We start from the raw sequence: 21,626 nt of genomic DNA on the forward strand, positions 1-21,626 counted from the left end.
GGTCTGTTAATTTATTATTTTAGTTTGTTCTGGCTGCTTTATATTTGCATTGTTTAAAACAGCTTGTATTCTTTTGGTTAAACCTTGTATGTCTATTTCACAAAGCCTGTTTAGGTCTTTGATAGAACCATGAGTGATAAATTCGTCAGGAAGTCCGACTCTGGTAACGTCGATGTCGTTATAGTCTTTCTCTGAGAAATATTCTAAAACAGCACTTCCCAATCCTCCGGTAATTACCCCATTTTCAACAGTGATAACATGTTTGTAGTTTTTAGCTACTTCATCCAATAATTCTGTATCAATAGGTTTTAGGAATATCATGTCATAGTGTGCAATGGAGAATCCCTGCTCTTCGACTATACTGATTGCATCGCGAACCGCATTGCCTATAGGGCCTATAGACAAAACTGCCAGATCTTTCCCTTCTTTAAGCTTACGCCCTTTTCCTATTTCTAAGGTTTGCATCTCGCATTCCCAATTTACTAAAACTCCTTGTCCTCGAGGATAACGAATAACGAAAGGCCCTTCGTTGCCATAGGTGGCTGTGTACATCAAATGACGTAAGTAATGCTCATCAAAAGGAGAAGCTATTGTTAGATTAGGCACACAACGCATGTATGCTAGGTCGAAGGCTCCATGGTGTGTAGGACCATCTTCGCCTACTAGCCCTGCACGATCAAGACATATTATAACATGAAGCTTTTGCAAAGCTACATCGTGTATAACCTGATCGTAAGCGCGTTGCATAAAAGATGAATATATATTGCAGAAAGGAAGAAGTCCTTCTTTTGCCAACCCCGCAGAATATGTTACAGCATGTGCTTCAGCAATGCCTACGTCAAATGCTCTTCCCGGGAATTCTTTCATCATAAAAGACATCGAAGATCCGGTAGGCATAGCTGGTGTTATACCCACTATTCGCTGATCTTTTCCTGCAAGCTCTACTAGTGTATGTCCAAATACATCTTGGAACAGTTGTGGTTGATCTTTCGATTTTGTGACAATGCGTTCGCCCGTTTCTTTGTCAAATTTTCCGGGAGCATGCCATACTGTAGCAGAAACCTCTGCCGGCTTGAAGCCTTTCCCTTTGATTGTGTGGATGTGGAGCATCTTAGGACCTTTCATATCCTTTATGTTTTGAAGAATACGAATAAGACCTTTTAGATCATGTCCATCTACCGGGCCGAAATATCTGATATTAAAACCTTCGAACAGATTCTGTTGCTTTGTTAATAACGACTTTAAGCTATTGTTGAATCTAAGGATGAAATTCTTCCCTTTGTCCGATATTAAATTGCCTTTCTTAAACTTCTGATATACATCATTCCTTACTCTATTGTAGGTAGGGGATGTGGTCATTTTCACCAAATAGTCTCTTATACCACCAACATTGTCATCGATAGCCATATCGTTATCATTCAGAATGATGAGCATGTCATTTGGCTGAGAATTGGCATTGTTTAAAGCTTCATACGCTAGTCCTCCGGTCATAGACCCGTCCCCGATAACGGCAACAACACGGCGGTTCTCTTTCTTAAGAGAAGAAGCTACAGCCATACCCAGAGCTGCAGAAATGGAGTTTGAGGCGTGTCCTGCGATAAAAGCGTCATATTCACTTTCCTCTGGATTGGGAAATCCTGTGAGACCTCCGAATTGTCTGTTGGTATGAAACTTCTCTTTTCTGCCCGTTAGTATTTTGTGGCTGTATGCCTGATGTCCTACGTCCCATACGATGCGGTCGTAAGGAGTATCGTATACATAGTGTAGAGCGACGGTAAGTTCTACTGTACCTAAGCTGGATCCGAAGTGTCCCGGATTGCAACTAAGCTGGTCTATAATGAAGTTGCGTAAATCAGCACAAAGAATCTCTAATTCCTCTATAGATAAGTTTTTGAGGTCTGAGGGATAATTTACTTTATCGAGTATGGATATATTATTTTGTTGTTCGCTCATAACTTTATTGTATAGGAAAAGTCTATTACGTGAGTAATAAACAAACAAATATATAAAACAAAAGCTGTTTTGAGAACGATATTTTGCTAAAAAAAGAGCTTTAACATAAAGCCAGCTTTTAGAACAGTGTCATTTTGTCTATTATGTTGCTCTTACAGTTGCGAATATGGGATAGCAAAAGTGTCTCCATGGCTAACATCACCTGTCTCTAATCCTTTCTTTAGCCAGCGAGATCTTTGTGCGGAAGTACCGTGGTTGAAAGAGTCGGGAACGGTGTATCCCTGAGATTTCATTTGCAGTCTGTCATCTCCAATCTGAGAAGCTGCATTTAGTCCCTCTTCGATGTCTCCCTCTTCTAGTGAAGCATAGTCTTTGTTGTCATGATATGCCCATATGCCGGCATAGAAATCGGCCTGTAGTTCTAGGCGGATATTGAGTTGATTGCTCTCTTTTTGACTCATCTTTTGCTGTGCCTGCTGAACCTTGCTTAATGTGCCTAGTAGATATTGTACATGATGCCCAACCTCGTGAGCAATAACGTAGGCATAAGCAAAGTCTCCTCCTGCATCTAGTTGAGTTTCCATTTCTTTGAAAAAAGAGAGGTCGATATAGACTGTTTGGTCGGCAGGACAATAGAAGGGACCTGTAGCTGAAGATGCATTTCCGCATCCTGAATAAGTGGCTCCGCTAAAAAGTACCATTTTAGGAGGAATGTATTTTAATCCTTTTTGCTCAAATATTTTAGTCCATGTTTCTTCAGTTCCTTTTAAGACTTGTTTGGCAAATACGGTCATAGCTTCTTCTTCGTCCGTTGGAGTATAAGTCTGTTCTGAAGTTACTCCATTTGCTATCTGTTGAGAAAGGAAACTAGCAGGGTCTCCTCCCAATACCCAAATGATTATACCTAATATGATTGTTCCTCCAATTCCTAAAGACATTTTCCCGGAAGATCTTTTACCTCGACGATCTTCAACATTATCACTCATTTTTCTGCCTCCAAGTCTCATAGTTTGTATTAATTAAGAATGAATAAATATAAGTTTTTGCAAACGTACAAAGAAATCGAATATGGAGAATAAAAGAAGCGAAATAATTCTACTTAGAGGATTATTTCGCTTTGTATTAATGTTGTAGTCCTACCTTACTTGGCTAATTTTTCTACCAAGGCTTTCATTGTTTCATAATTTTCTTCCATCGAGTCGCAAAGTTTTATTTGAGCCCGAGTGCGAACAAGATTATGATCCTCATATTGAGTTTTATAATAGTTGTCTCCATCTATGTAATCCATAAGGAAACGTAAAACTTGTTCTACGGTAATATATATAGCCGAAAAAGCCAGGTATTCGATTTCGGATGGACTTAAAAATGCTTTTGCTTCGGATAGATAGCCTTTGGTAAAGCCTTCGAAAATATTCATTCTGACATAAACCTTGTCCAAATCTTTTTCGTCTTCTTTTCCTGCATTTGTATAATAGCGGATGGCATCACCAAAGTCGTTTAGTATGGTGCTGCTTAATACCGTGTCTAAGTCGATGACACAAAGAACTTCTCCTTCTTTGGAGAATAAAATGTTGTTGATTTTCGTGTCATTATGTGTTACTCGTGTTGGGATTTCGCCTGATTCTACTTTTTCCCACACTTCCATTATCTTATTCCGCCTGTCTTCTACCCATTTAATTTCTTCGGCAACAGCAGCTTTTCTGCCCACAGGGTCTTTTCCTAATATCTCGTCCCATTGTTGAAAACGGAATCTCATATCGTGAAATCCAGGAAGGATATTGGCTAAAGGGTCTTTCATATCAGCCAACATGGCTTGAAATTGACCAATGCCTTTTCCTCCTTGGAAAGCCAATTCTGGAGAATCGGCAGCTTGGTAAGCGATTGTGTCTTCGATGAATAGACATGCAGCCCAATAATCACCATTCTCGTCCTGATAGCATAGCTTATTGTCAGTAGTAGGAGTTACAGTAAGCGCTCTTCTTAGAGGGTCTTCCCCTTGAGCTATAATTTTGTTTTTAAGGTGGGTTGTCACTTTTTGGATGTTGTCCATCATGGCAGGAATATCTGTAAATATATTCTTGTTTTTTCTTTGCAAAATATAGTTCGGACTGTTGCCTTCAGTCTCTACAAAGAAAGTGTCATTAATTAACCCATCACCAAAAGGTCTAATTTCTTTCACAGTACCTTCGAAAGAAAAGTGTTTTCCAATATTCATCGATAGAAATTTTTAAAGATTATACTAATAGATCAAAAGTAGATAAATCATTTTAAAGAGTCTAGCTTTTCCGAATAAATAATTTTTTTGCGTTTTTTTACACACTTGTTTGTTTTTATAATTGCTGAGTTTTGTTTCAATTTCTAATTTTTTCTAAAAAAACACATTGCACAGAATGCTTGTGAGATTGTTTTTTTAGAAAAAATTAAATTTTTGTCATTTTTTTTGCTCCTAAATTTGGAAACTAAAATTTTTCAATTACCTTTGCACTCGCTTTGATAAAGCAACAAGGAGATTCCGTAGCTCAGCAGGTAGAGCACATCACTTTTAATGATGGGGTCCTGGGTTCGAGCCCCAGCGGGATCACGAAGCAAATTAGCTAAGTAACTAGATAACAGTTATTTAGCTTTTTTGTTTTTAATGATTTGTGGCTGTATTTGTGGCTGTTATGGCTTTAAATGGATTTTTGTTAAGTCAAAAGTAAGCACAAACGCACTATGAGTAGAGAATATAATAAGTACACTTACTATCTCTAAAGTAGTTTCAATCACAACTATATAGTTTTTCGTGCTAACTCTGATGCCAAAAATGATTAAATGAGCGTTTTTGCAGATTTTGAGACGAATACATCCTCTCTAGGCTTATATCTCTATTTTCCTATACCCTTATATCAAAAAAACAAAGAAAGCGTCTTAAATCGCTTTAAAATGCCTCATATCAAAAAAACCGCCTAAACTTAATTAGACGGCTATAATTATTCAGTTATTATTATTTAGATTATTTATTTGTTATTACTGCACCGCCAAAGAACGGCATATCTGGGTGTTTCTGCTTCCATTCGTTGATAAGGTCTAACCCTTCGTCAGTGCCTAAGAACTCTTCAAAAGAGCCTGCAATGCCTAAGGCTCGCACCATATCATCTGCATTGATGCGAATTTCGCCGGTAAGTTTGTTTTTTATGAACGTTACTGGATGCCCTTCGAAATGTGAGGTGTAATACTCGTTTATCCAGTCCTCTGAGTTTTTTGTTAAATCTGCCATGTTATTTAGTTGTTATTTCATAAGTTGAATACTCGTACACGCTACCGATCTCTAGTATATTCGATACATCGTACGTATGTGCTACAGTTGCCTCTTTAATATCACTCAATTCGATACCTAATATTTTTGCTATTTGCGAACGTGTTAGATTCTTATTTTTTGCTGTAAATTTCTGTTCCATAATTATTTAATTTTAAAGTGTTTATTGATTAATCTACTCGCATTGTATAGGTTAGCTCCGATAAAGCCGTAATATAGCAGCATAGTGCTGACCAATTCGCCTGTGTACTCTGCTGTCATTAACAGTAAGCACAGCATAAAATAGATTGCTGATAGTGGTTTCATGTGATTGTTATTTGATCCGTGATGTTAAATAATGCCGCAAATATAACACTAGGAGTCACGTCTAACGAATTTTTCAGTACTTATTTTGACTTATCATGTTATTTTAATCTCAAATTGTGATCCTTCGAGTTAATTATTATATCTTTGCATTGTAACATTATAGATCACAAATATGAATTATAGAATTAAAGACTTATGTAAGGAAAAAGGAATAACAATCGGGGAATTATCGGATAAGGTAGGAATTGCACGGGAAAGTATAAGCCGTATTATCGGAGGTAACAATACCTCAACTGATACCCTCCAAAAGATAGCAACCGCCTTAAATGTACCCATATCGGCTCTATTCGATGAAGCACACCCCAGTAACATAATTAAATGTCCTAATTGTGGTACTGAGTTGGAGGTTAAGAAAAAAGAATAAAAAAATCCAATACTGATATTTTGTATTGGATTATGGTATGGAAAAAAGTGTTTAGAAAAATTTCATTTTGTTGTTTCTAAAAACAGGGAATCATAACAATCAGCGAAAGCGGCAAAGTGAATATCCCAAGCGGTAATGTGTGGATGTTCGAAATGGAGTTGGTGGAGTTGTTCGGGGTGATAGCCCCGACACTCCGAGCCGTTATCAAAGCAATATACAAGAGTGGAACACTATCTGCTACTACAACCCAACGATGTGATTTAGCCACTCCTAAGAGTTGGGCTACATTCTATAATCTTGAGATGATTATTGCCCTTGCGTTTAGGTTGAACACATACGAGGCAAGCTAGATAAGGCAAAAGGTGGTGAAAAGTTTATGCCAGCGGGAAGAGAATGGGATTAGTCTGCTTATATCATTGCAAGGTATAGGACAGCAAATCTCACCTCAAATGAGTTGAATTTCAATCTATAAAGTCGAAGCTTTGCTATTCTCACGAACGGCAAAGCTTCTTAGCTAATGTTTTATGTGTATATATCTATCAAAGGGATGATAGAATTTCATTATAGTTCTACAACCGAATAAAGGGTGTAGAACATAATAATTGCTTTAATAAACCTTTACACCATCAACTGTTACATTCAATCTTTCTGCTGGCATTGAATTTTTATTTCCCCAAAGAGTAGTTCCTGTATTGATACCCTCGTTATTAATCTCATAACCATTAACAGTTGTTCCAGAGACTATTACATTGTATGTTGGAGTATTGCCATATGGAGCATCACCTATTTCAATAGCGGCTTTCTTGCTTGTCAAACCTCCCTTATCGTTGAAAATGCAACTTTTCACAGTCAAATTGACAGTGTTAGCTCCTTCTTGGTAAAGAAGGAGTGCTTTACCATCTGAGTTAAATTTACATCTGTCAAATTCTATCTTTTTTGCTCCCCAAGTCCAAATATTGTAAACATCGCCAGACACATTAAAAGTACAGTTCTCAAACTTGCTGTCACCATAAAGTGTGTATGTACCATTGATAACACAATTCTTGTAAGTACCGTTGCAACGAGCATAGCCAATATAAGTTGAGCTGTTTGTTGTTATAGTAATGCTTTCGAAAGTGACTGTAGAACCATCCAAGCTGTAGTCACTATTTTCATAACCAGAACCACCAGTTACAGCGACTTTTACATCTTCAGGATTACCTGTACCTATAAATGTCAGAGTCTTTCCTTTTGCTGATGATGGTATTACATATTCACCTCGTGTCAATTTTATTTTAGTCGCTCCATCAGAAATTGCATTTGTAATACCTTCTTCGCTTGAAGCAATATAATTGCCATTGATAGTGATTTTGCAATTTTTACCAAGTTCACCATTTTTTAGGTTGTATAGAATATTACCGCTTTCACTGCCTGCATCAAAGCCGCTTGCTGTACAGTTTTCAATGTTCACGTTGTAAGGATTCAAATTGGAATCAATTTCAATGGCAGCCTTACCTGTTACGGGTTCTGTTGCCTTGAATACACAATCTTTAAAGTTTACCGTATACCATTCTGAACCATTTTCTTTGTATACCAAAACGGATCTACCTGCTGAATTGAACATGCAGTTTGTAAATGTGGCTGTTTTGGCTCCGTATGTCCATACGTTATAGTTATCGTTCGATTCTTGATTGAAGACGCAATTGGTGAATGTTTCTTCAATGCCATAAGCCCAATATACGTTTTCAAAAACGCAATCGGTGTAATTTAAGACATTTGCGTGCGGGAATCCAACGTAGTCTTCATTCTCTTTCATGATGGTAACATTTCTGAAATCAACAGATGTATTATGAAGAGCTACGCCATCTGACAAGTCAATCTTCGCATCTTTGTTTACACCAGAAATTTTCAAAGTCTTATCACTTACAGAAGGCATCTTCCACAAACCTGCAGCCAATTCGATTTCTGTTGCGCCCGCATTAATAGCAGCTTCTATCGTTTCGTAATATGTATTATTTGCTTTTACACCACCATTATTGTATTCACCATCATAAATCGGGTCGATTGTGATATTGAATGTAACATTACCTGTCAAAATCTTACCAATAATGTTAGTACGCCAGTTACGCTGAACGGGAACAGCGTTAAGACCTTCGCTAAAGTTGATAGAATTACCACTTTTAGGAGCAAAAGTGAAATCCAATTTTTCCAACGTAGCCTTGTCGTAACCTGTAGTTTTATCATTGGCCAGTATGTAACTCATTGAGAGGTAAACATAATTCTCCTTTGTGCCGTCCTTATCAAAATCAACATTCAATGTTTCAGGAGTTGCGAACTGTGCAGGAATAATATCAAAACCATACTCGACATTTTGTTCTCCTCCAACTTCACCTGTAAGCAAATTGATAGATGTTGCAGCATTTTTAATAGTTACCATTGATTTTTCTATCTCAATTCCTGAAGCCTTAGCTGCATCCCAATCTGTCTGGTAAACACCTACGTTAATCTGAGCAAAAGGACGTTTCAATACAACATCAATTTCAGTATTACCTGTAACAGTAAATGTTTCGGCTTTGAAGAATGCATCACGAGTTTCATCGTTATTAAGGCCGTTATAATCAATAGTTACATTTGTCAATTCTTCTGTGTCGTAAGCTGTACAGTTTGGATTCTGAGCCCAAAATGCTACTGTATATTGCTGACCTTTAGCTAAGGTAATGGCTACTTTTTCAGTAAGACCATTTTCGAAAGCACTATTATTAACAATCTGTCCATTTACATCTGTATTTGCAATTGTTTCAATGAGTTCACCACTGGCATTATAAACTGCATATACCAACTTCTTTGCACCTGTACCGTCACTGATGGCACGGGTAGCGATACCACCACTGATGGCACGGGTAGCGAAACCACCTTCGGCTGCAAGCGAGAACGTCACCTGAGCCTCATTCCCTGACTGAACTACATCCTGTTCGTCATTCGAACACGATGTTGCGAACAGCATACCGGCTGCTGCGAACATACCTAACAATAATTTCTTGTTCATTTCTGAAAATTTTAATTATTATACAAAATAGTTTTACTTTAATTTCTTGTTTTTAATGTTTTCCGCATTCACTCGGATTGCCGAAACCATTGTCGAGGGCTGTTCCACTTATTCAGAACGGGGATTCATCATCAATCTGTCGTATCCTGCGAGTTGCAGAATGAAAGGTCTTGGAATAGCTCCATCCCTTTGTGACTGTTAGTTGGTTTTCTGTCTCTTGTTCGGCTTTTTAACTTGTTATTAGGGTTATACATATTTTGAAATTCTCTTATTCCACTGTAAATCCTCCTGCTATGTTGCTTCGTTGGTTGGCTTCAATCTCAACCTGTGGGAACACCACTGTCTTTGATGTTTGTTCATCATCGGTCAATGTCAATTCCGCTACAATCTGCATCGCTGTTGTCGAAGCAAACAGATAGCCCATAGCGAGATAATTATATGCTGTACCATCAGCCGAGAATGTTTCGGTGGTGGTGTTGCTGAAATTCCAAGTGAAATCAACTGTTCCGCTTACAGTATTGGTAAATGGGTGGAATGTGTCGGGAGCGGACTTTGCCGTAAATGATGCCTGCATCACTTTTCCCATAGTTCCCACATTGATTTGAGCCAACGGGCGGACAAGTTCAATGGAGTAACTGCTGCTTCCTGTTATGATAATATCTTCTTTTGTCGCAAAGAATGCATCTGATGCTTCTGCCTTGGAGAATGTTATCGGATTTGGCAGAGTGTTCATCTTGATAGCGGTCAGATCATCTATGTCGTAGATGTTCCGATTGCTGTTATACGCCCAAAAGATAAAACTGTATGTCTGATTCTGAGCCAATGCAAGGGTGATATTTACAGAAGTGCCGTTAATGGCAAACTCCTTTCTCTCAAGTTCCTCCTTTTGGGTGTTGAACACACCCACCACAAGGGTATTCACCTGTTCTGCCTTGCCGAAAGAGCGTGTACGGGTGTCAGTCGGCAGCGTTGCGGTAAAGTTTACTTCTACATCGCCCGTTTCCTGTAAGTCATCGGAACAGGACTGTATGCCCACCACCGTAAGGGCAAGCATCATCAATATCTGTATGTTATGCAGTAGATTCTTCATTGTTCTTTGCTGTTAGGGGAAAATCAGGTTATGGTCTCCGTCAAAGTCGGGATTGATGGTTACACCTCCCGATGCTTCCGACATCAGGAACATACCCGTCATGATGGTATGGTGGCTTCGCTTCAACGGCACTTCTATCGGCTCGGTCAGGGAGAGCTGTGTTCCCTCATTGTCGTAAATGCCAATCTGTACCGTCACAGCCGACTTCTTGCCGTTCACAAACACATAGTCAAAACCTATCGAGGTTTCCGTATCGGAAAGTCTCTGCAAGGTGGACTCGAACATCACTCCCGTAGATGAATCCACGGGCTTGTCAGTGTACATACTGTATGCGTGTGGCATAAATCCTACATAGTAGAACACCACCTTGTAATCCTCGATATTTACGGCTCTTGTCGGGGTGTCATCTGCCGATGCCGACTTGTTGGCGTTGGCTTTGGAGGCAATACGGGTTGCTTCCTTGTCGATGAACTCCACCACATCGTTAGTGACGAATTCGAACTTGGCAAGAGGTCGTTGCATCGCAACACTGAGCGTGTCGGGCAGACGCTCTATATCATCCGCTACGAGTTCAATGCTGTTCGTGCCTCTGAAAGCGTCACGATGGTCAGTATTTCCCTTGTGGTCGCCCTGCAACATAATCTCAGCGAAATTGTCGGCATTGTGGAAATGGGTATCACCGCTTGTCTTCACCAAGTCAGAACACACCATCACATTGTAGTTACCCGGCAGTACATCAAGCGTCACTTCGTGGTCGTAACCTTCGGCAATGTTCTTTGTGAACACGAACTCCTGCGTATAGTCCTGCATCGTGCGTTGTTTATCCGATACGGGATAGGTGCGGACGATGTAGCGTATCTTACCGTAGTCCTGATGGTTGTCGTATGTGTCACCCAAGCCTTGCTCGATGACCGATGTGCCATCGTAGATATGCTCCCATTCGGTCATATCCGTTTCATAATTGAGGCGAAGATGCATTTTCACAAACTCCGGTGTTTCTGGCCATTCGTGGACATCACAGGCTGAGAACAGCAACAGAGGCATACATATAATAAGGTATAGAATCTTTCTCATCGCTTGCCTCCTTTCTTCTTTAGGTCAAACGAATATGAGAACGATACCGCAGCTTGGTCTATACCCCAATAGGTCTTCTTGATGCTCTCAATCATCAATCCGTCCTTTGTAATAGGTGTATTGTGGAACTTGTCATAATGACGGGAATAGACACCTGCACCGAATGAGAACTCCATCCACCAACGGTTGTTCCTGCTGACAGGCAAGCGATAGCCGACACTCACACCACCTCCGATGGACGGTGTCTTACGGTTGTGGTCCTGGTAGCGGTAGTCGCCGTCAAAGGAGAAATTGTAAGATGCCAGTCCGAAATGTGCTCCTGCAAAGAAGCCGTCGTTGTTTTCCGATAGCCAATAGCGGAACTCGGGCTGTACGCTGAATGTTCTGAACTTGATGGTGGTCTTGAAATAGTCCCAAGCCGAATAATAAACGGGCAATGTGAACGACCAGTGCTTTGCCAAGTCGATTTCTGCTGCAACATTGGCAATGCCCATTCCCAAGCCGATGGCATTGGTCTTGATATGTAGTTTATGAGTCCATTCCTCCACATCGGGAACAACGGGGGCCACAATTGACGTTGTGTCTGGTTTGATTTCAACGACTTCAACAATTGGCTCCTCCTTAATGGTATCGGGTACAATCACAGGCTCCTGAACGGGTGGAAGTTCCTGCTTGTATGTTACGAATACGGCACAGGCATTTCGCATACGCCCGAAGAAGAGTTTGTTCATCTGCTGCCACACCTTACCGTTATCCAACTGCTTCAACTTTACGATGCGGTTGTCAATATGGGTATTCGGATGATGATAATCCACCAATAGGGATTCTTCCTCCAATATGGAGATTACTTCATCCTTATGTATCAATCCCGAATCCTCAATCTGTGATTTCAGATAATCCCACGGAATGTAGCTGTCATTACGGGTAATGAGGCTGTCGGGAATATCCACCTCCTTGCGGACAAGTCTTTCGAGTGCGGTAAGGCGACCTCGTGCCAGCTTGCGGTTGAGTTGGTCACTGCCTTCGGGGGATGCCGCTCCACAGAAGGATATTTCCACGATGTTGATTGTACTGTCCTGACGGATATTCCGTAGGAACTCGATGATTTCCTGCATACGGGCGGCATTGTCCGAGTATGCGGAATCTATGACAGTACTGTTCACACGGAAATCGACACAGATTTCCGTGCGGCTCTCTTGCGAATGTGCAACACCCACACCAAACAGTAAGAGAATCAGTGTTATACAATATTTCTTAATGTGCATAATTGTTATTTTGAGGTCACTTCTCTTTGGAAGAGAACAGGGAACATAGTTTATTTATTTTATCAGAGGCTTTTTTACTTATTGTAAAATCAATATATCCATCAGTTGTATGTATTCTCATATCAGTAATAATCTTATCTTTAAGAGCTGAAACGTCACCTGTCATATAGATATCTAATCCATATATCGCTGACCCAACAAAACCGATAGTTCCTTCTCCTTTTCCTGCCATGGTATATTCCGTATTTTTAAATGTGTATGTATTTCCTTCTTCATCTAAAAAAATAATATCTGCATTGCTTGATAAAGACAAAATCTTATTAGTGCTCCATTTTATTCTTAGGAGATCGATATCACCGACCTTACGAAAAGCGAGCCAAATATTCTTATGCAACTGCCCACTATTAGCTCCACTCATTTTATTTAGAACATTCTTGTCTGATACTATCTTTTCAAAAGAAGTCTCGACTATTCTTTCTTTTGTAAATTTATCAACCTCATCTATTTTATTTTTTGAGCATTAATAGACAAATATCCAAGAAAAAGGAACGCTAAGAGAATTAATTTTTTCATAATTTAGAGTTTTAGTTATAACACCCTGAAATTAAATAGAATATTTATCATAAAAAAATAATCATGGATAAATTATTAGCAGCATTCCTCAAAGGAGCATGGAAAGGACTTGTAATCATTGTTCTTTTAGTATTGATCATTAAAGCGTGTGTATAGCAAAAAAGGTGCTACCTATTACAGATAGCACCTACAAACTAAAAACGCTAAGGTCTAGACTGTTGCTACTTTTCGCCAAATAGGGTTAAGATCATCCATATTTTCGCAAATCTGGACTCCTCCTCCATAGGCATAAGTAAGTGCGTCTAGTGATTTTAAGGGAATACCATCTTCCGAAAGTCTTTCTACTCTGACACCTACAGAACCGTCCTCATTTTCTACTAGCCACTTACACTCCTCGCAAGGACAATCTGCTATCTTTCTCTGAGCAATGAAAGAACTTCTCAATACTACAGGCTGCCTTATTTCGGATAAGGTTTCTTTTTGCTCACCATTAATCAATAAAACTATAGTGCTGTCGTCAAGTTCTGAGACTTCCATCTTAAGGCCATGATATATTTTTTCGTCTAATATTCTCATATTATTTTTCTGTTTTAGTTTTTTCGGATTCTACTATGTGTTTTATAAATTGATTTAACTGCCTACGTGTAAACCATATCATCTCTATTTCTTCGTTTTCCCAATATTTAACCGGCTTATAATCCTCTGAAAAGTCCAGAGCTGCTTCAAAATAGTTCTTACTCATTTCTTTTTATTTAATTCGTTTTTAGCTTTTTGATATAGTACACACTCACTGCATTTTAGCGGTCTGTAGAAGCTGACTTTAGATTCTTCTGTTTCTTCATCTTGCTTTTTCATCTGCTGAAGGTCTGCAAGTTTCATCAATATCTCTGACTTCCTTCTAGGCTCAGTTTCTTGATTAGCTAATAGATTCAACTCTCGAATAACATCATCCTTGCTGCGTGTATCTGATTCAGCCGTACTTTGTTCTATAGCTGTGAACCTTCTTGCTCTTTCTACGTCTAAAAAAGCTTGAACATCAGGGCTATTGATCCACCTACTAGACTGCACATTTAGACTGCTTTTGTTGGCTGTGAGTTTTTTGCCTCTACTGGCTAGGTACGCATTAAGTCGATCATTGGTATAGATATAGCCTATCAAGGCAAACTTCTCTAAGTCGGATAGTTTAGATATAAGTGTTTCTTTTTCGGTCATGTCGTGTTAATATAGGTTTTAGTAAAAAATCTATTTCTCAGTAGAAATGGCGATATAGGAGGAGGTGAAAATGGGATCACCCCCACCTATACGATTGCTATTGATCTACTAATATGCGGTGTGTATTATTTATGATATACTGCAAGTTCACAATTCCCTGTTTCGAGTCTGTACTCAATCCGCAAGCAACAAACAGAGGTTCGATTCCATTCATTAAGCTAGGGATAACATGCTGTGCTTTAGTACTGTATTCTGCAAAGCCGTTTTCGATCTCAAAGTTTCTGACCTTTACAAGTGTTTCTGTTGCTTCATTCAATAGCTTCACATACTCTCTATCTGTGTCTGTGAAGGTTCTGATTCCGATAGTTTCGATATGTTGTTCTACTTCTTTTAAATCGAATATTATACGATTTTTAACCTCAACCAATCTAATCGGGATAGACTGTAATTGATTAAACAGCCAGATATTGATATTTTCTAGTCTGTTGGCTATATCATCAAATGATTGCTTTACTCGTTGCATTTCTGCTTTTGGAATAAACTTCAAAGTCTTAGTATAATCAAGATAAGCCTTATTCATTTCGACTCTAATAGCGTCCTTTGAGCCTCTAATCTTATTTACAAGGGTTAAGCTAAATTCAAGTCCTTCAGTCTCTATCTGTTCCTTTACGTCGTTATTTAGCTTAGTTTCAATATCTGTAAGCCTCTCTCTGTAAGATGACCTCTTTGCTTCATCTATCCATTGTTGTGGTAATTCAACTCTTTTAAATGTGATCTTGTTTTTCATTTTCTCTGCGTTTTTTTTGTTTGTATTCATTGTATTTCCTTTTAACTATTTCTTCTGGTGACAATTCAGCATCATTGATCATTGGTAGTTTGCCTTCTCTTTGTTTGCGCTCCTTATATTCAGCGAAAGTGTTATTGCTATTCATCATCATTTATATTTTTATCTTTTTCAAATTCAAATATCTTTTTTCGTCTATTGTAGTATTTAGAAATAAATGCTTCCCTTTTCTGTTTGTTGCCGAAATAGAACATAGTTTGGCTATCTATTTTCAACTTATACATCTTAGAAATATCAGGTGATTTGATGCCTAATTCATCTAATCGCTCTCGATCTCGCTGGGCTTCTAAGACCGCAGACGATTCAACATCTTTGAGGTAGACTGTACTCATGCGGGTTGTATTAAGCTGTTCACATCCTCAACTCGATATAAAGACCTATTACCCGCCTTATACCTCTTAATCTTGCCATTATTAACCCACGTGTAAAGGGTTCGTTTTGTGATTTTTAGTCTTTTACAGACCTCTTTTGTAGTTAAGTATTCCATGTTATTTGTGTTAAAGAGAAACCCGACATACAACAGATTAACTGCTATACATCGGGTTTAATACCTCTATGATTATACTTAAATATACCTTATTTCCTTAAATTGCACAATAGAGGATTTTAGTACTAAACTAAGGTTAAGTCAAATGTTTTTATCAGTTCAGTTAATGCAGGGTTAAGTTGTTCCATTGCTTGCAAATCCTTTTCTTTTTGAGTAAGCACCTTAGGAGGTTGTTCTATCTCTCTCTGCTCACTTCTTCTGCGTTCTTTCACCTCATCTGCATAAGTTATTCCATAATCGCCAAAGTGCGTGAAAAGCCACTCAAAAGCCGTTTTCCCATGCCTTAAACAATAATCATACTTACTGTCTGTTTCACTCTGTTTGTAGTTAGGATATAACGCACTAAGTCTGTGAAAATATGATCTACCAGATTCGCCCATTTCACTAGCCAACGCACTAGCGATTTTATACCAGTCTCCCTCATCACTTGTGATGTCGATGCCTTGTTTTTCGCATTTCTCAACACATATCTCCAGAGGCAAATAATCTTCACTAAAGGTGTGATTGATGCCTGTTTTATACTCCCTTATAGGCTCATTATAAAGCCTTGTGTACACTTTTGCGTTCTCATTAATGTAAGGGCTAGCATCATAGGAGTAATACCGCAAACGGTCTGTGTTCGAGCATTTTTCATCTACAAAAATATCGTACCTTTTAAAATATTGTGCAAATGCTTTATAGTGCTCTTTGTGCTTACTCGGGTATTTAATTGGAACTATACAGAATACTCCGTTGCCACTCACAGATAGTGAGCAATAAAGAACCTCCGAAAACTTAGCTACTAATTTTTTGAAATACTCCCAATCCGTTATATGTGGATTGTCCGAGCCGTCCACATCTATGCAGATTAGACCGCTATGCTCTATTAGTTTGTTTGATGCACGCTCGCTGAATCTTCCCGATATAGTTATAGCGGGTAACGTTTCTTTTAATTTGGTGCGTTCTTCTTTGCTGTCGGCTTGTCTGATCTTTTCTACTGTCTCTTTATGTTTGACTGATTGTAAAAAAGCTCTGATCGAAGCATCTACACCTTTCGTATCTTTACAATTCCAATAAACGGAAACTATCTTATCTAAATATCTCATATAAATCTACTTTTTTAAAGTGTTTCCTCGTTTCCTGACACTAGGGTCAGGAAACAGGGAAACATAGTTATACTTTCAGAGTATCAACATGTTAAGTGTTTCCTAAGCACTCTCTTTTGTTTCCATCCTCTGAATCAATTTAGAAACACTACCAGCACTCTTGTACCCAATTATTTCAGCTATCTCTCTTGTAGATTTGCCGTCCGTCTGTAATTGCTTTACTAGTTCATATTTCTGCCTGTCAGAGTCGTCGTCATCATTCTTTTTTAGATGCCCAAATGGAACTCTTTCGCCGGTATATTCAAAGGTGAGGTCTTCGGTAAATTTTAACTTGTAAGATTCATTTTTGGAGTCAGCAGGAAGATAGTTACCTTTTACGCAACATAGATGTTTGTAATTTGTATCAGCCAAATCATTACGCAATTCCAAAACTAGTCGCATTTTCCCTTCAAATCCTTGTGAACCGATAAGATTGTGCTTACTTGGTATCTTATCGTCTGTGTGTTTCCCGCAATGATGTAGGAACATTACCAAACACTTGTATTTATTTGCTAACCGATAGTAGGTATCTAAAAAACATCGCACTTGGTTAACGTCGTTTATTCCTCCGTCGTAAATATCACTAAAGGCATCTATAACGATAATGTCCGCTCTTTTATCAGATAGCATAGCCTCAAGCTTGCTGATAAGATTATAGCTATCAAATACAAATCGTAAATTATCCGCTTTTTCAGGGCTTATTCCTAATCTTTTGTTTTGTTTCTTTGGAGATATAGCCGTGGCATAGCCGTCATCCTCTGTGCTTACATATATTGCAGATTTATGCTCTGTATTTAATTTAAAGCCTAGAAACTCATCATTGCCCGCACATACATTTAAACATAGATTTCTAAGGAATGTACTTTTTCCAGTGTCAGAACTCCCCGCAATAGCTGCTAAGCCTACTTTGTGTATCAATCCATCAACCAACATGGGTATTTCGGTTATTCCCATGTTAAGAAGTTCAGATGCGGTGTAAAACTCCTTATTAAGAGTAAGCACATCACCTTTATCGTTAGGCTCTTCATCGGTTATGTTATTTGGGGCATTTTCCAGATCAAACAAACCTTTCATCACTTGCCTATCTGCCTCAAAATCACTACATTTATTCATACTCAATAACATATCCCCATCTACATTAATTACCTTTTGCCCTGCAATCCCTGCGGGGCTTGTTGTGTTTTGCATCATGCTGTTTGTGTTTGTGTTTTTCCTGTTAATACTTCAATCTCCCTCGCTAATGTTTCTTCATTGAAACGAATGTGTTTTCCACCCCATAAGTGGATAGCTGTAACTTTACCGCTCTTTCGGTATTCGGATAAAGTTGTTCTACTAATGCGATAGATCGCACATACTTCTTTGACTGTAAGTAGTTTTTTTCTGCCATATTCATTTTTTTTAAGCAGTGAATAAAAAGCAGCTTCAGAGAGGTTTTGAAAATAAAAAGACACTACTTATCAGTATATTACAACTTATACATATAAGATTTAACACTTTTTATATTGCAGATTAAAATATAGGTTGTATATTTGTTTCTGAAATAGAAGTGTTAGTGATAGCATTCTTTTTGTATCCGTTTTTTTGCCTTTACTAAAGCGGATATATTTCAAGATAGCCTCTCTTGGCTACACGTTAATTAATGAAACAACGAAGAAGAGCAAAACTTTGGTAGAGTGGTGCCCTTTTTCGCATGTCCACATAAGTACAAGTATAATAAAAATTTCCATACTGTGCAATACTTGTCAAATAAAGTTTTCAACATTTTTGAATTTTTCCCATTTACTCCCATAACTATCTTATTTTAAAGTTTTTCCGAAATCATTATTGCTTGCTCATTATCCGAAAGACAAATATACCTCCTGAATGTTTTCTCGCTCGTATGTCCCGAATAGTACATCAGCTCGCTTGTTGTAAATTTCCCTGTACGATATAATATAGTCAATGCCGATCTTCTTGCCGTGTGTGTTGTTATGAGATTGCATTTCTCTGTAGTTTCTTTAATAATTTTACCCCCTCTCACGGTTTCAGTTGTAAATGGCTCTACTATGCCAGCCATACGGCAAATGGTCTTAATGTGTCTATTTATAAGAACATCGGAATTGCTCCCTAGTTTTGGTAGATCATAATTCCATCGCTCTAATATTGCAGTAGCTTTATCCCCGTCTATAAATGGAACTTCAACTTCTTTTTTGGTCTTTTGCTGATAAATCCATAGTGCTAATTTCCCATTCTTCAATGTAACAATATCCTCTTTGGTTATTCGGTTATAATCTGAGACACGTTGTGCCGTATAACAGCCGATCAAGAATATATCACGCACTTTTAATAACATATCATCGGATAACTCTAAATTATATAAGGCATCCAATTCCTGCCTATCTAAATACGGTCTTTTACCTTTTGCAGTTGGAAAGTTCTTCGAAAATTTGATAAAGTCTCTATTGTCATGCACCTTGTCTTCACATGCATAGTTTAAGAATGCTTTAAGTGTAGATATACGTGTTTTCAATGTCTCTGAGGTGAAATTTTTCTCAATCGTGAGATAGTCTACAAATCGGCTGTAAACATCATTATCCACCTCCGTAAAGGTTAATTTTCTATTATATACTTCTTCTTGAAACTCGTTCCAATTACCTGAAAATGATTTCCAATTCTTTAACGTGCCATGACTATAGTTTGTCCCTCGATCGGTCTTTCTTATTCCTGTTTTCATTTGCTCCATGAGAAAGGGCAGATATTCGTGCATCCGTGTTGGGATATTGGCTTTTGATACTTTTTTAGTTTTAGCCTGCGATATTATTATTCTAACATCTTCATCCTCTATTTTTCCGTATTTAGCTAAGTGTAATTCTATGTTATTTTTTATTTCCTCTAATTGGCTTTTCAATATGTCATATCTGACCGTCTCGGCTTGTGGTTTATTGTAGTATGAAGTAAACCAACCTTTTTTGGTGTTCCATATATCGGTAGGAATTTTTACACCGGTGGAAAGCCTGACACGCCAATTACTGCCTAATATATTTACATTTATAGAGGCTTCTTTTTTTGTTGATCTTAATAAAAAATTAACTGTTGCCATAACAAGGAAAATTTTAATATGAATTAATTGATATGACAAAGATAATGTAATATTTTGTTTGTGGTTATTTTGTGGCTGTAAAATTTTACATAGGTTTACAATAATTTACGCATTATTCTTATATTTGTGGGTTATAAGTCATTTACACGTACATAGGTGGACGAAGGTTTACAATACAAAACAATATAGTTTGAGTCCCAGCAGGATCACGAAATGTGACTGACTTTCAGAAATGGAAGTCAGTCGTTTTATTTTCTCCCTGTATCCCGCATTGTCACAAAGGATTGTATTTACAAATTCATTGATTTTCGTGGTTTGATATTTATTTTCTTGAAATTGCAGTTTTTCAGGAAATATCAAACCAATCAAATAATATTTAGTTTCAATATCCATTAAATCAAAGAACTTGTCAAGGTTTGACAGTAGATTCAACCCCAAAATCTAATTTACTATCAAAGTTGGTATCTATGGATAGTATTTGTTCTTGTTCAAGCTTTAATTCTAGCATCTGTTTTTCTATACGTTCTTTCATTGCATGGTAATCTCCATCGTTTGTTTTTCCCTCAAGCCATTTATCTTGCAATGTGATGAGTTTAGTTTCTAGATTTTCTATTTGCGGTGATATGGACTTTGCTTTTACTTTAAAACCACCTTTACGTTCCTTTGATACATCCTTCAATATCTCTGCATACAAATCTGCAACCTGTTGTTTAGGCTTAAATGTGCATAACATCTTTATAAACTCATTATGTGCTTCTTCTGCTCTGATTGAAATATGCCCTGCACTTTGGCAATAGTAGTAGTGATACACTCCACCATTTCCTTTACATGCACTTCCTGATAGTTTGTTGCCACAAATAGGACACTTAAGAAAATCTCTAAGATATAGTTCATTTCGCTTTTTACTATATTTGGGATTAGTTTTTACTATTCTTTTATCTAGAACATCTTGCACTCTATAAAATGTGGCTTCATCTATAAGCGGTTCATGCAGTCCCTTTACCCAATATTCAGGTGTGTTTTCATATTCAGGCACTTTAACCTGACCTATATAGACTTTATTTCTAAGTATCCTTTGGCATGTAGAAGTACTTTCTTTTATTTTTAGATATTCTTTTACCTGTTTTACTGACTTTGTTCCTGTAGTCATTTCTTTGAATAGCATTTTTATCTCGTCAGCTCTTTCATTTGGTTGCAATACTGCATTCTCTAATAAATCACGACCATTTGTATATCCAATGGGACTTGACCCCATATAACATCCCTGTTGTGCTGCTGTGACCATTCCATCTTTTACTCGTTTTGATATTTTCTTATTCTCTATCTCAGGAAATGCAAGATATGTTGCAAGAATAGCCAAATTTTCGGGGACACTTAAATCTAATGGTTGTTCCATACATTCCACTTCAATATCCAATGATGCTAAAGACCGCATTTCAGTCAAAGCAAACTCTAGATTTCTTGAAAATCTATCCCACTTCACAAATAGTAAAGCATCAATCTTCTTGTGATTAGTTTTTATATATTGCTTCATTTCTTGATACACCTTTCTTTTAACAAAGGTCTTAGCTGAGTAGTCTTACTCATAATGTTTTAGAATATTATAATTCTTAAACCCACAATATTTTTCATAGCTTATTAATTTATTTTCTCTTATATTTAATTCTATATGTGCCAACTCATATAGTTTTTCTCTTATTTCTTTAATTTCTTCATTTGAAAAATAATGAATTAAATTAAGAAAATATGAATGTAGTAATATATTGTAGAGTTAGTAGTGATGAACAAGCTAAAGGTGGAAGTTTAGACTTTCAA

Annotated in this window: 25 protein-coding genes, 1 tRNA gene and 1 pseudogene; 3 read left to right on the forward strand and 24 right to left on the reverse strand. The window is 37.7% G+C overall.

The annotated features are described in order from the left end of the window. Positions 1 to 6 precede the first annotated feature (6 nt). The 3 genes from dxs to DHU68_RS02875 form a co-directional block, all read right to left on the reverse strand. Positions 7 to 1,953: a 1-deoxy-D-xylulose-5-phosphate synthase gene (gene dxs / locus DHU68_RS02865; protein ID WP_108821438.1), complete on the reverse strand. Its 1,947-nt coding sequence runs from the start codon at positions 1,951 to 1,953 to the stop codon at positions 7 to 9. A 152-nt stretch (positions 1,954 to 2,105) separates the two neighbouring features. Then, positions 2,106 to 2,960 (reverse strand): neutral zinc metallopeptidase, encoded by an 855-nt coding sequence (locus DHU68_RS02870; protein ID WP_108821439.1) that lies wholly within the window; start codon positions 2,958 to 2,960, stop codon positions 2,106 to 2,108. 134 nt (positions 2,961 to 3,094) lie between these two features. Continuing rightward, positions 3,095 to 4,168 carry a phosphotransferase enzyme family protein gene (locus DHU68_RS02875; RefSeq protein WP_108821440.1) on the reverse strand — a complete coding sequence of 358 codons (1,074 nt, stop codon included), beginning with the start codon at positions 4,166 to 4,168 and terminating at the stop codon, positions 3,095 to 3,097. A 293-nt stretch (positions 4,169 to 4,461) separates the two neighbouring features. On the opposite strand from DHU68_RS02875, the gene DHU68_RS02880 reads away from it, so the two are divergent. Next, a tRNA-Lys gene (locus tag DHU68_RS02880) sits at positions 4,462 to 4,534 on the forward strand. 411 nt (positions 4,535 to 4,945) lie between these two features. On the opposite strand, the gene DHU68_RS02885 is transcribed toward DHU68_RS02880, so the two are convergent. The 3 genes from DHU68_RS02885 to DHU68_RS14130 are packed head-to-tail and all read right to left on the reverse strand — an operon-like array spanning position 4,946 to position 5,554. After that, positions 4,946 to 5,209 (reverse strand): hypothetical protein, encoded by a 264-nt coding sequence (locus tag DHU68_RS02885; protein WP_108821441.1) that lies wholly within the window; start codon positions 5,207 to 5,209, stop codon positions 4,946 to 4,948. A 1-nt stretch (position 5,210) separates the two neighbouring features. Next, entirely contained in the window at positions 5,211 to 5,390 is a 180-nt protein-coding gene (locus DHU68_RS02890; RefSeq protein ID WP_108821442.1) for a hypothetical protein, read from the reverse strand. Positions 5,391 to 5,392: 2 nt separating this feature from the next. Then, positions 5,393 to 5,554 (reverse strand): hypothetical protein, encoded by a 162-nt coding sequence (locus DHU68_RS14130; RefSeq protein ID WP_160111059.1) that lies wholly within the window; start codon positions 5,552 to 5,554, stop codon positions 5,393 to 5,395. Positions 5,555 to 5,726: 172 nt separating this feature from the next. On the opposite strand from DHU68_RS14130, the gene DHU68_RS02895 reads away from it, so the two are divergent. Together DHU68_RS02895 and DHU68_RS02900 are read left to right on the forward strand one after the other, a co-directional pair. Further along, positions 5,727 to 5,978 carry a helix-turn-helix domain-containing protein gene (locus DHU68_RS02895; protein ID WP_108821443.1) on the forward strand — a complete coding sequence of 84 codons (252 nt, stop codon included), beginning with the start codon at positions 5,727 to 5,729 and terminating at the stop codon, positions 5,976 to 5,978. A 116-nt stretch (positions 5,979 to 6,094) separates the two neighbouring features. Continuing rightward, entirely contained in the window at positions 6,095 to 6,328 is a 234-nt protein-coding gene (locus tag DHU68_RS02900) for a hypothetical protein (protein WP_255412424.1), read from the forward strand. A 257-nt stretch (positions 6,329 to 6,585) separates the two neighbouring features. Here DHU68_RS02900 and DHU68_RS02905 read toward each other — a convergent pair whose 3' ends face one another. From DHU68_RS02905 to DHU68_RS14325, 18 genes and pseudogenes are all read right to left on the reverse strand, one after another. Continuing rightward, positions 6,586 to 9,003: a DUF6562 domain-containing protein gene (locus DHU68_RS02905; RefSeq protein WP_108821444.1), complete on the reverse strand. Its 2,418-nt coding sequence runs from the start codon at positions 9,001 to 9,003 to the stop codon at positions 6,586 to 6,588. Positions 9,004 to 9,271: 268 nt separating this feature from the next. After that, positions 9,272 to 9,925 carry a hypothetical protein gene (locus DHU68_RS02910; RefSeq protein ID WP_160111060.1) on the reverse strand — a complete coding sequence of 218 codons (654 nt, stop codon included), beginning with the start codon at positions 9,923 to 9,925 and terminating at the stop codon, positions 9,272 to 9,274. 180 nt (positions 9,926 to 10,105) lie between these two features. Continuing rightward, on the reverse strand, positions 10,106 to 11,167 hold the full coding sequence (locus DHU68_RS02915) for a DUF6562 domain-containing protein (RefSeq protein ID WP_108821446.1): 1,062 nt from the start codon (positions 11,165 to 11,167) through the stop codon (positions 10,106 to 10,108). Beyond that, positions 11,164 to 12,432 (reverse strand): DUF3575 domain-containing protein, encoded by a 1,269-nt coding sequence (locus DHU68_RS02920; RefSeq protein ID WP_108821447.1) that lies wholly within the window; start codon positions 12,430 to 12,432, stop codon positions 11,164 to 11,166. The genes DHU68_RS02915 and DHU68_RS02920 overlap by 4 nt, the downstream gene beginning before the upstream one ends. A gap of 16 nt (positions 12,433 to 12,448) precedes the next feature. Then, on the reverse strand, positions 12,449 to 12,850 hold the full coding sequence (locus DHU68_RS02925; protein ID WP_108821448.1) for a hypothetical protein: 402 nt from the start codon (positions 12,848 to 12,850) through the stop codon (positions 12,449 to 12,451). Positions 12,851 to 13,215: 365 nt separating this feature from the next. Next, complete coding sequence (locus DHU68_RS02930; RefSeq protein ID WP_108821449.1) at positions 13,216 to 13,581, reverse strand: hypothetical protein; 366 nt, start codon at positions 13,579 to 13,581, stop codon at positions 13,216 to 13,218. 1 nt (position 13,582) lies between these two features. After that, positions 13,583 to 13,747 (reverse strand): hypothetical protein, encoded by a 165-nt coding sequence (locus tag DHU68_RS14135; RefSeq protein ID WP_160111061.1) that lies wholly within the window; start codon positions 13,745 to 13,747, stop codon positions 13,583 to 13,585. Next, positions 13,744 to 14,217, reverse strand: a complete 474-nt coding sequence (locus DHU68_RS02935) for a hypothetical protein (protein WP_108821450.1) — start codon at positions 14,215 to 14,217, stop codon at positions 13,744 to 13,746. The genes DHU68_RS14135 and DHU68_RS02935 overlap by 4 nt, the downstream gene beginning before the upstream one ends. A gap of 97 nt (positions 14,218 to 14,314) precedes the next feature. Next, complete coding sequence (locus tag DHU68_RS02940; protein ID WP_160111062.1) at positions 14,315 to 15,004, reverse strand: hypothetical protein; 690 nt, start codon at positions 15,002 to 15,004, stop codon at positions 14,315 to 14,317. Next, entirely contained in the window at positions 14,982 to 15,152 is a 171-nt protein-coding gene (locus tag DHU68_RS14140; protein WP_160111063.1) for a hypothetical protein, read from the reverse strand. Before DHU68_RS14140 ends, DHU68_RS02940 begins: the two co-directional genes overlap by 23 nt. Further along, a complete protein-coding gene (locus DHU68_RS02945; RefSeq protein WP_108821452.1) occupies positions 15,142 to 15,393 on the reverse strand; it encodes a hypothetical protein in 252 nt (83 codons plus the stop codon). The genes DHU68_RS14140 and DHU68_RS02945 overlap by 11 nt, the downstream gene beginning before the upstream one ends. Beyond that, positions 15,390 to 15,548, reverse strand: coding sequence for a helix-turn-helix domain-containing protein (locus DHU68_RS14425; RefSeq protein WP_108821453.1), 159 nt, complete (start codon positions 15,546 to 15,548; stop codon positions 15,390 to 15,392). Before DHU68_RS14425 ends, DHU68_RS02945 begins: the two co-directional genes overlap by 4 nt. 125 nt (positions 15,549 to 15,673) lie before the next feature. Continuing rightward, positions 15,674 to 16,693 carry a BT4734/BF3469 family protein gene (locus tag DHU68_RS02955; protein WP_108821454.1) on the reverse strand — a complete coding sequence of 340 codons (1,020 nt, stop codon included), beginning with the start codon at positions 16,691 to 16,693 and terminating at the stop codon, positions 15,674 to 15,676. A gap of 102 nt (positions 16,694 to 16,795) precedes the next feature. Further along, on the reverse strand, positions 16,796 to 17,923 hold the full coding sequence (locus DHU68_RS02960; protein ID WP_108821455.1) for an AAA family ATPase: 1,128 nt from the start codon (positions 17,921 to 17,923) through the stop codon (positions 16,796 to 16,798). Further along, on the reverse strand, positions 17,920 to 18,183 hold the full coding sequence (locus DHU68_RS14430; RefSeq protein WP_108821456.1) for a helix-turn-helix domain-containing protein: 264 nt from the start codon (positions 18,181 to 18,183) through the stop codon (positions 17,920 to 17,922). Before DHU68_RS14430 ends, DHU68_RS02960 begins: the two co-directional genes overlap by 4 nt. Before the next feature lie 350 nt (positions 18,184 to 18,533). After that, positions 18,534 to 19,811, reverse strand: coding sequence for a tyrosine-type recombinase/integrase (locus tag DHU68_RS02970; RefSeq protein ID WP_108821457.1), 1,278 nt, complete (start codon positions 19,809 to 19,811; stop codon positions 18,534 to 18,536). A gap of 409 nt (positions 19,812 to 20,220) precedes the next feature. Continuing rightward, positions 20,221 to 21,096, reverse strand: coding sequence for a recombinase family protein (locus tag DHU68_RS02980; protein WP_369831331.1), 876 nt, complete (start codon positions 21,094 to 21,096; stop codon positions 20,221 to 20,223). Further along, positions 21,085 to 21,372, reverse strand: a pseudogene (locus DHU68_RS14325) (recombinase family protein); the annotation flags it as partial. The gene DHU68_RS02980 and the pseudogene DHU68_RS14325, both read right to left, overlap by 12 nt. Positions 21,373 to 21,626 lie beyond the last annotated feature (254 nt).

Source organism: Dysgonomonas sp. Marseille-P4361 (genome assembly GCF_900343125.1).
In the GTDB taxonomy this organism is placed as follows: Bacteria; Bacteroidota; Bacteroidia; order Bacteroidales; family Dysgonomonadaceae; genus Dysgonomonas.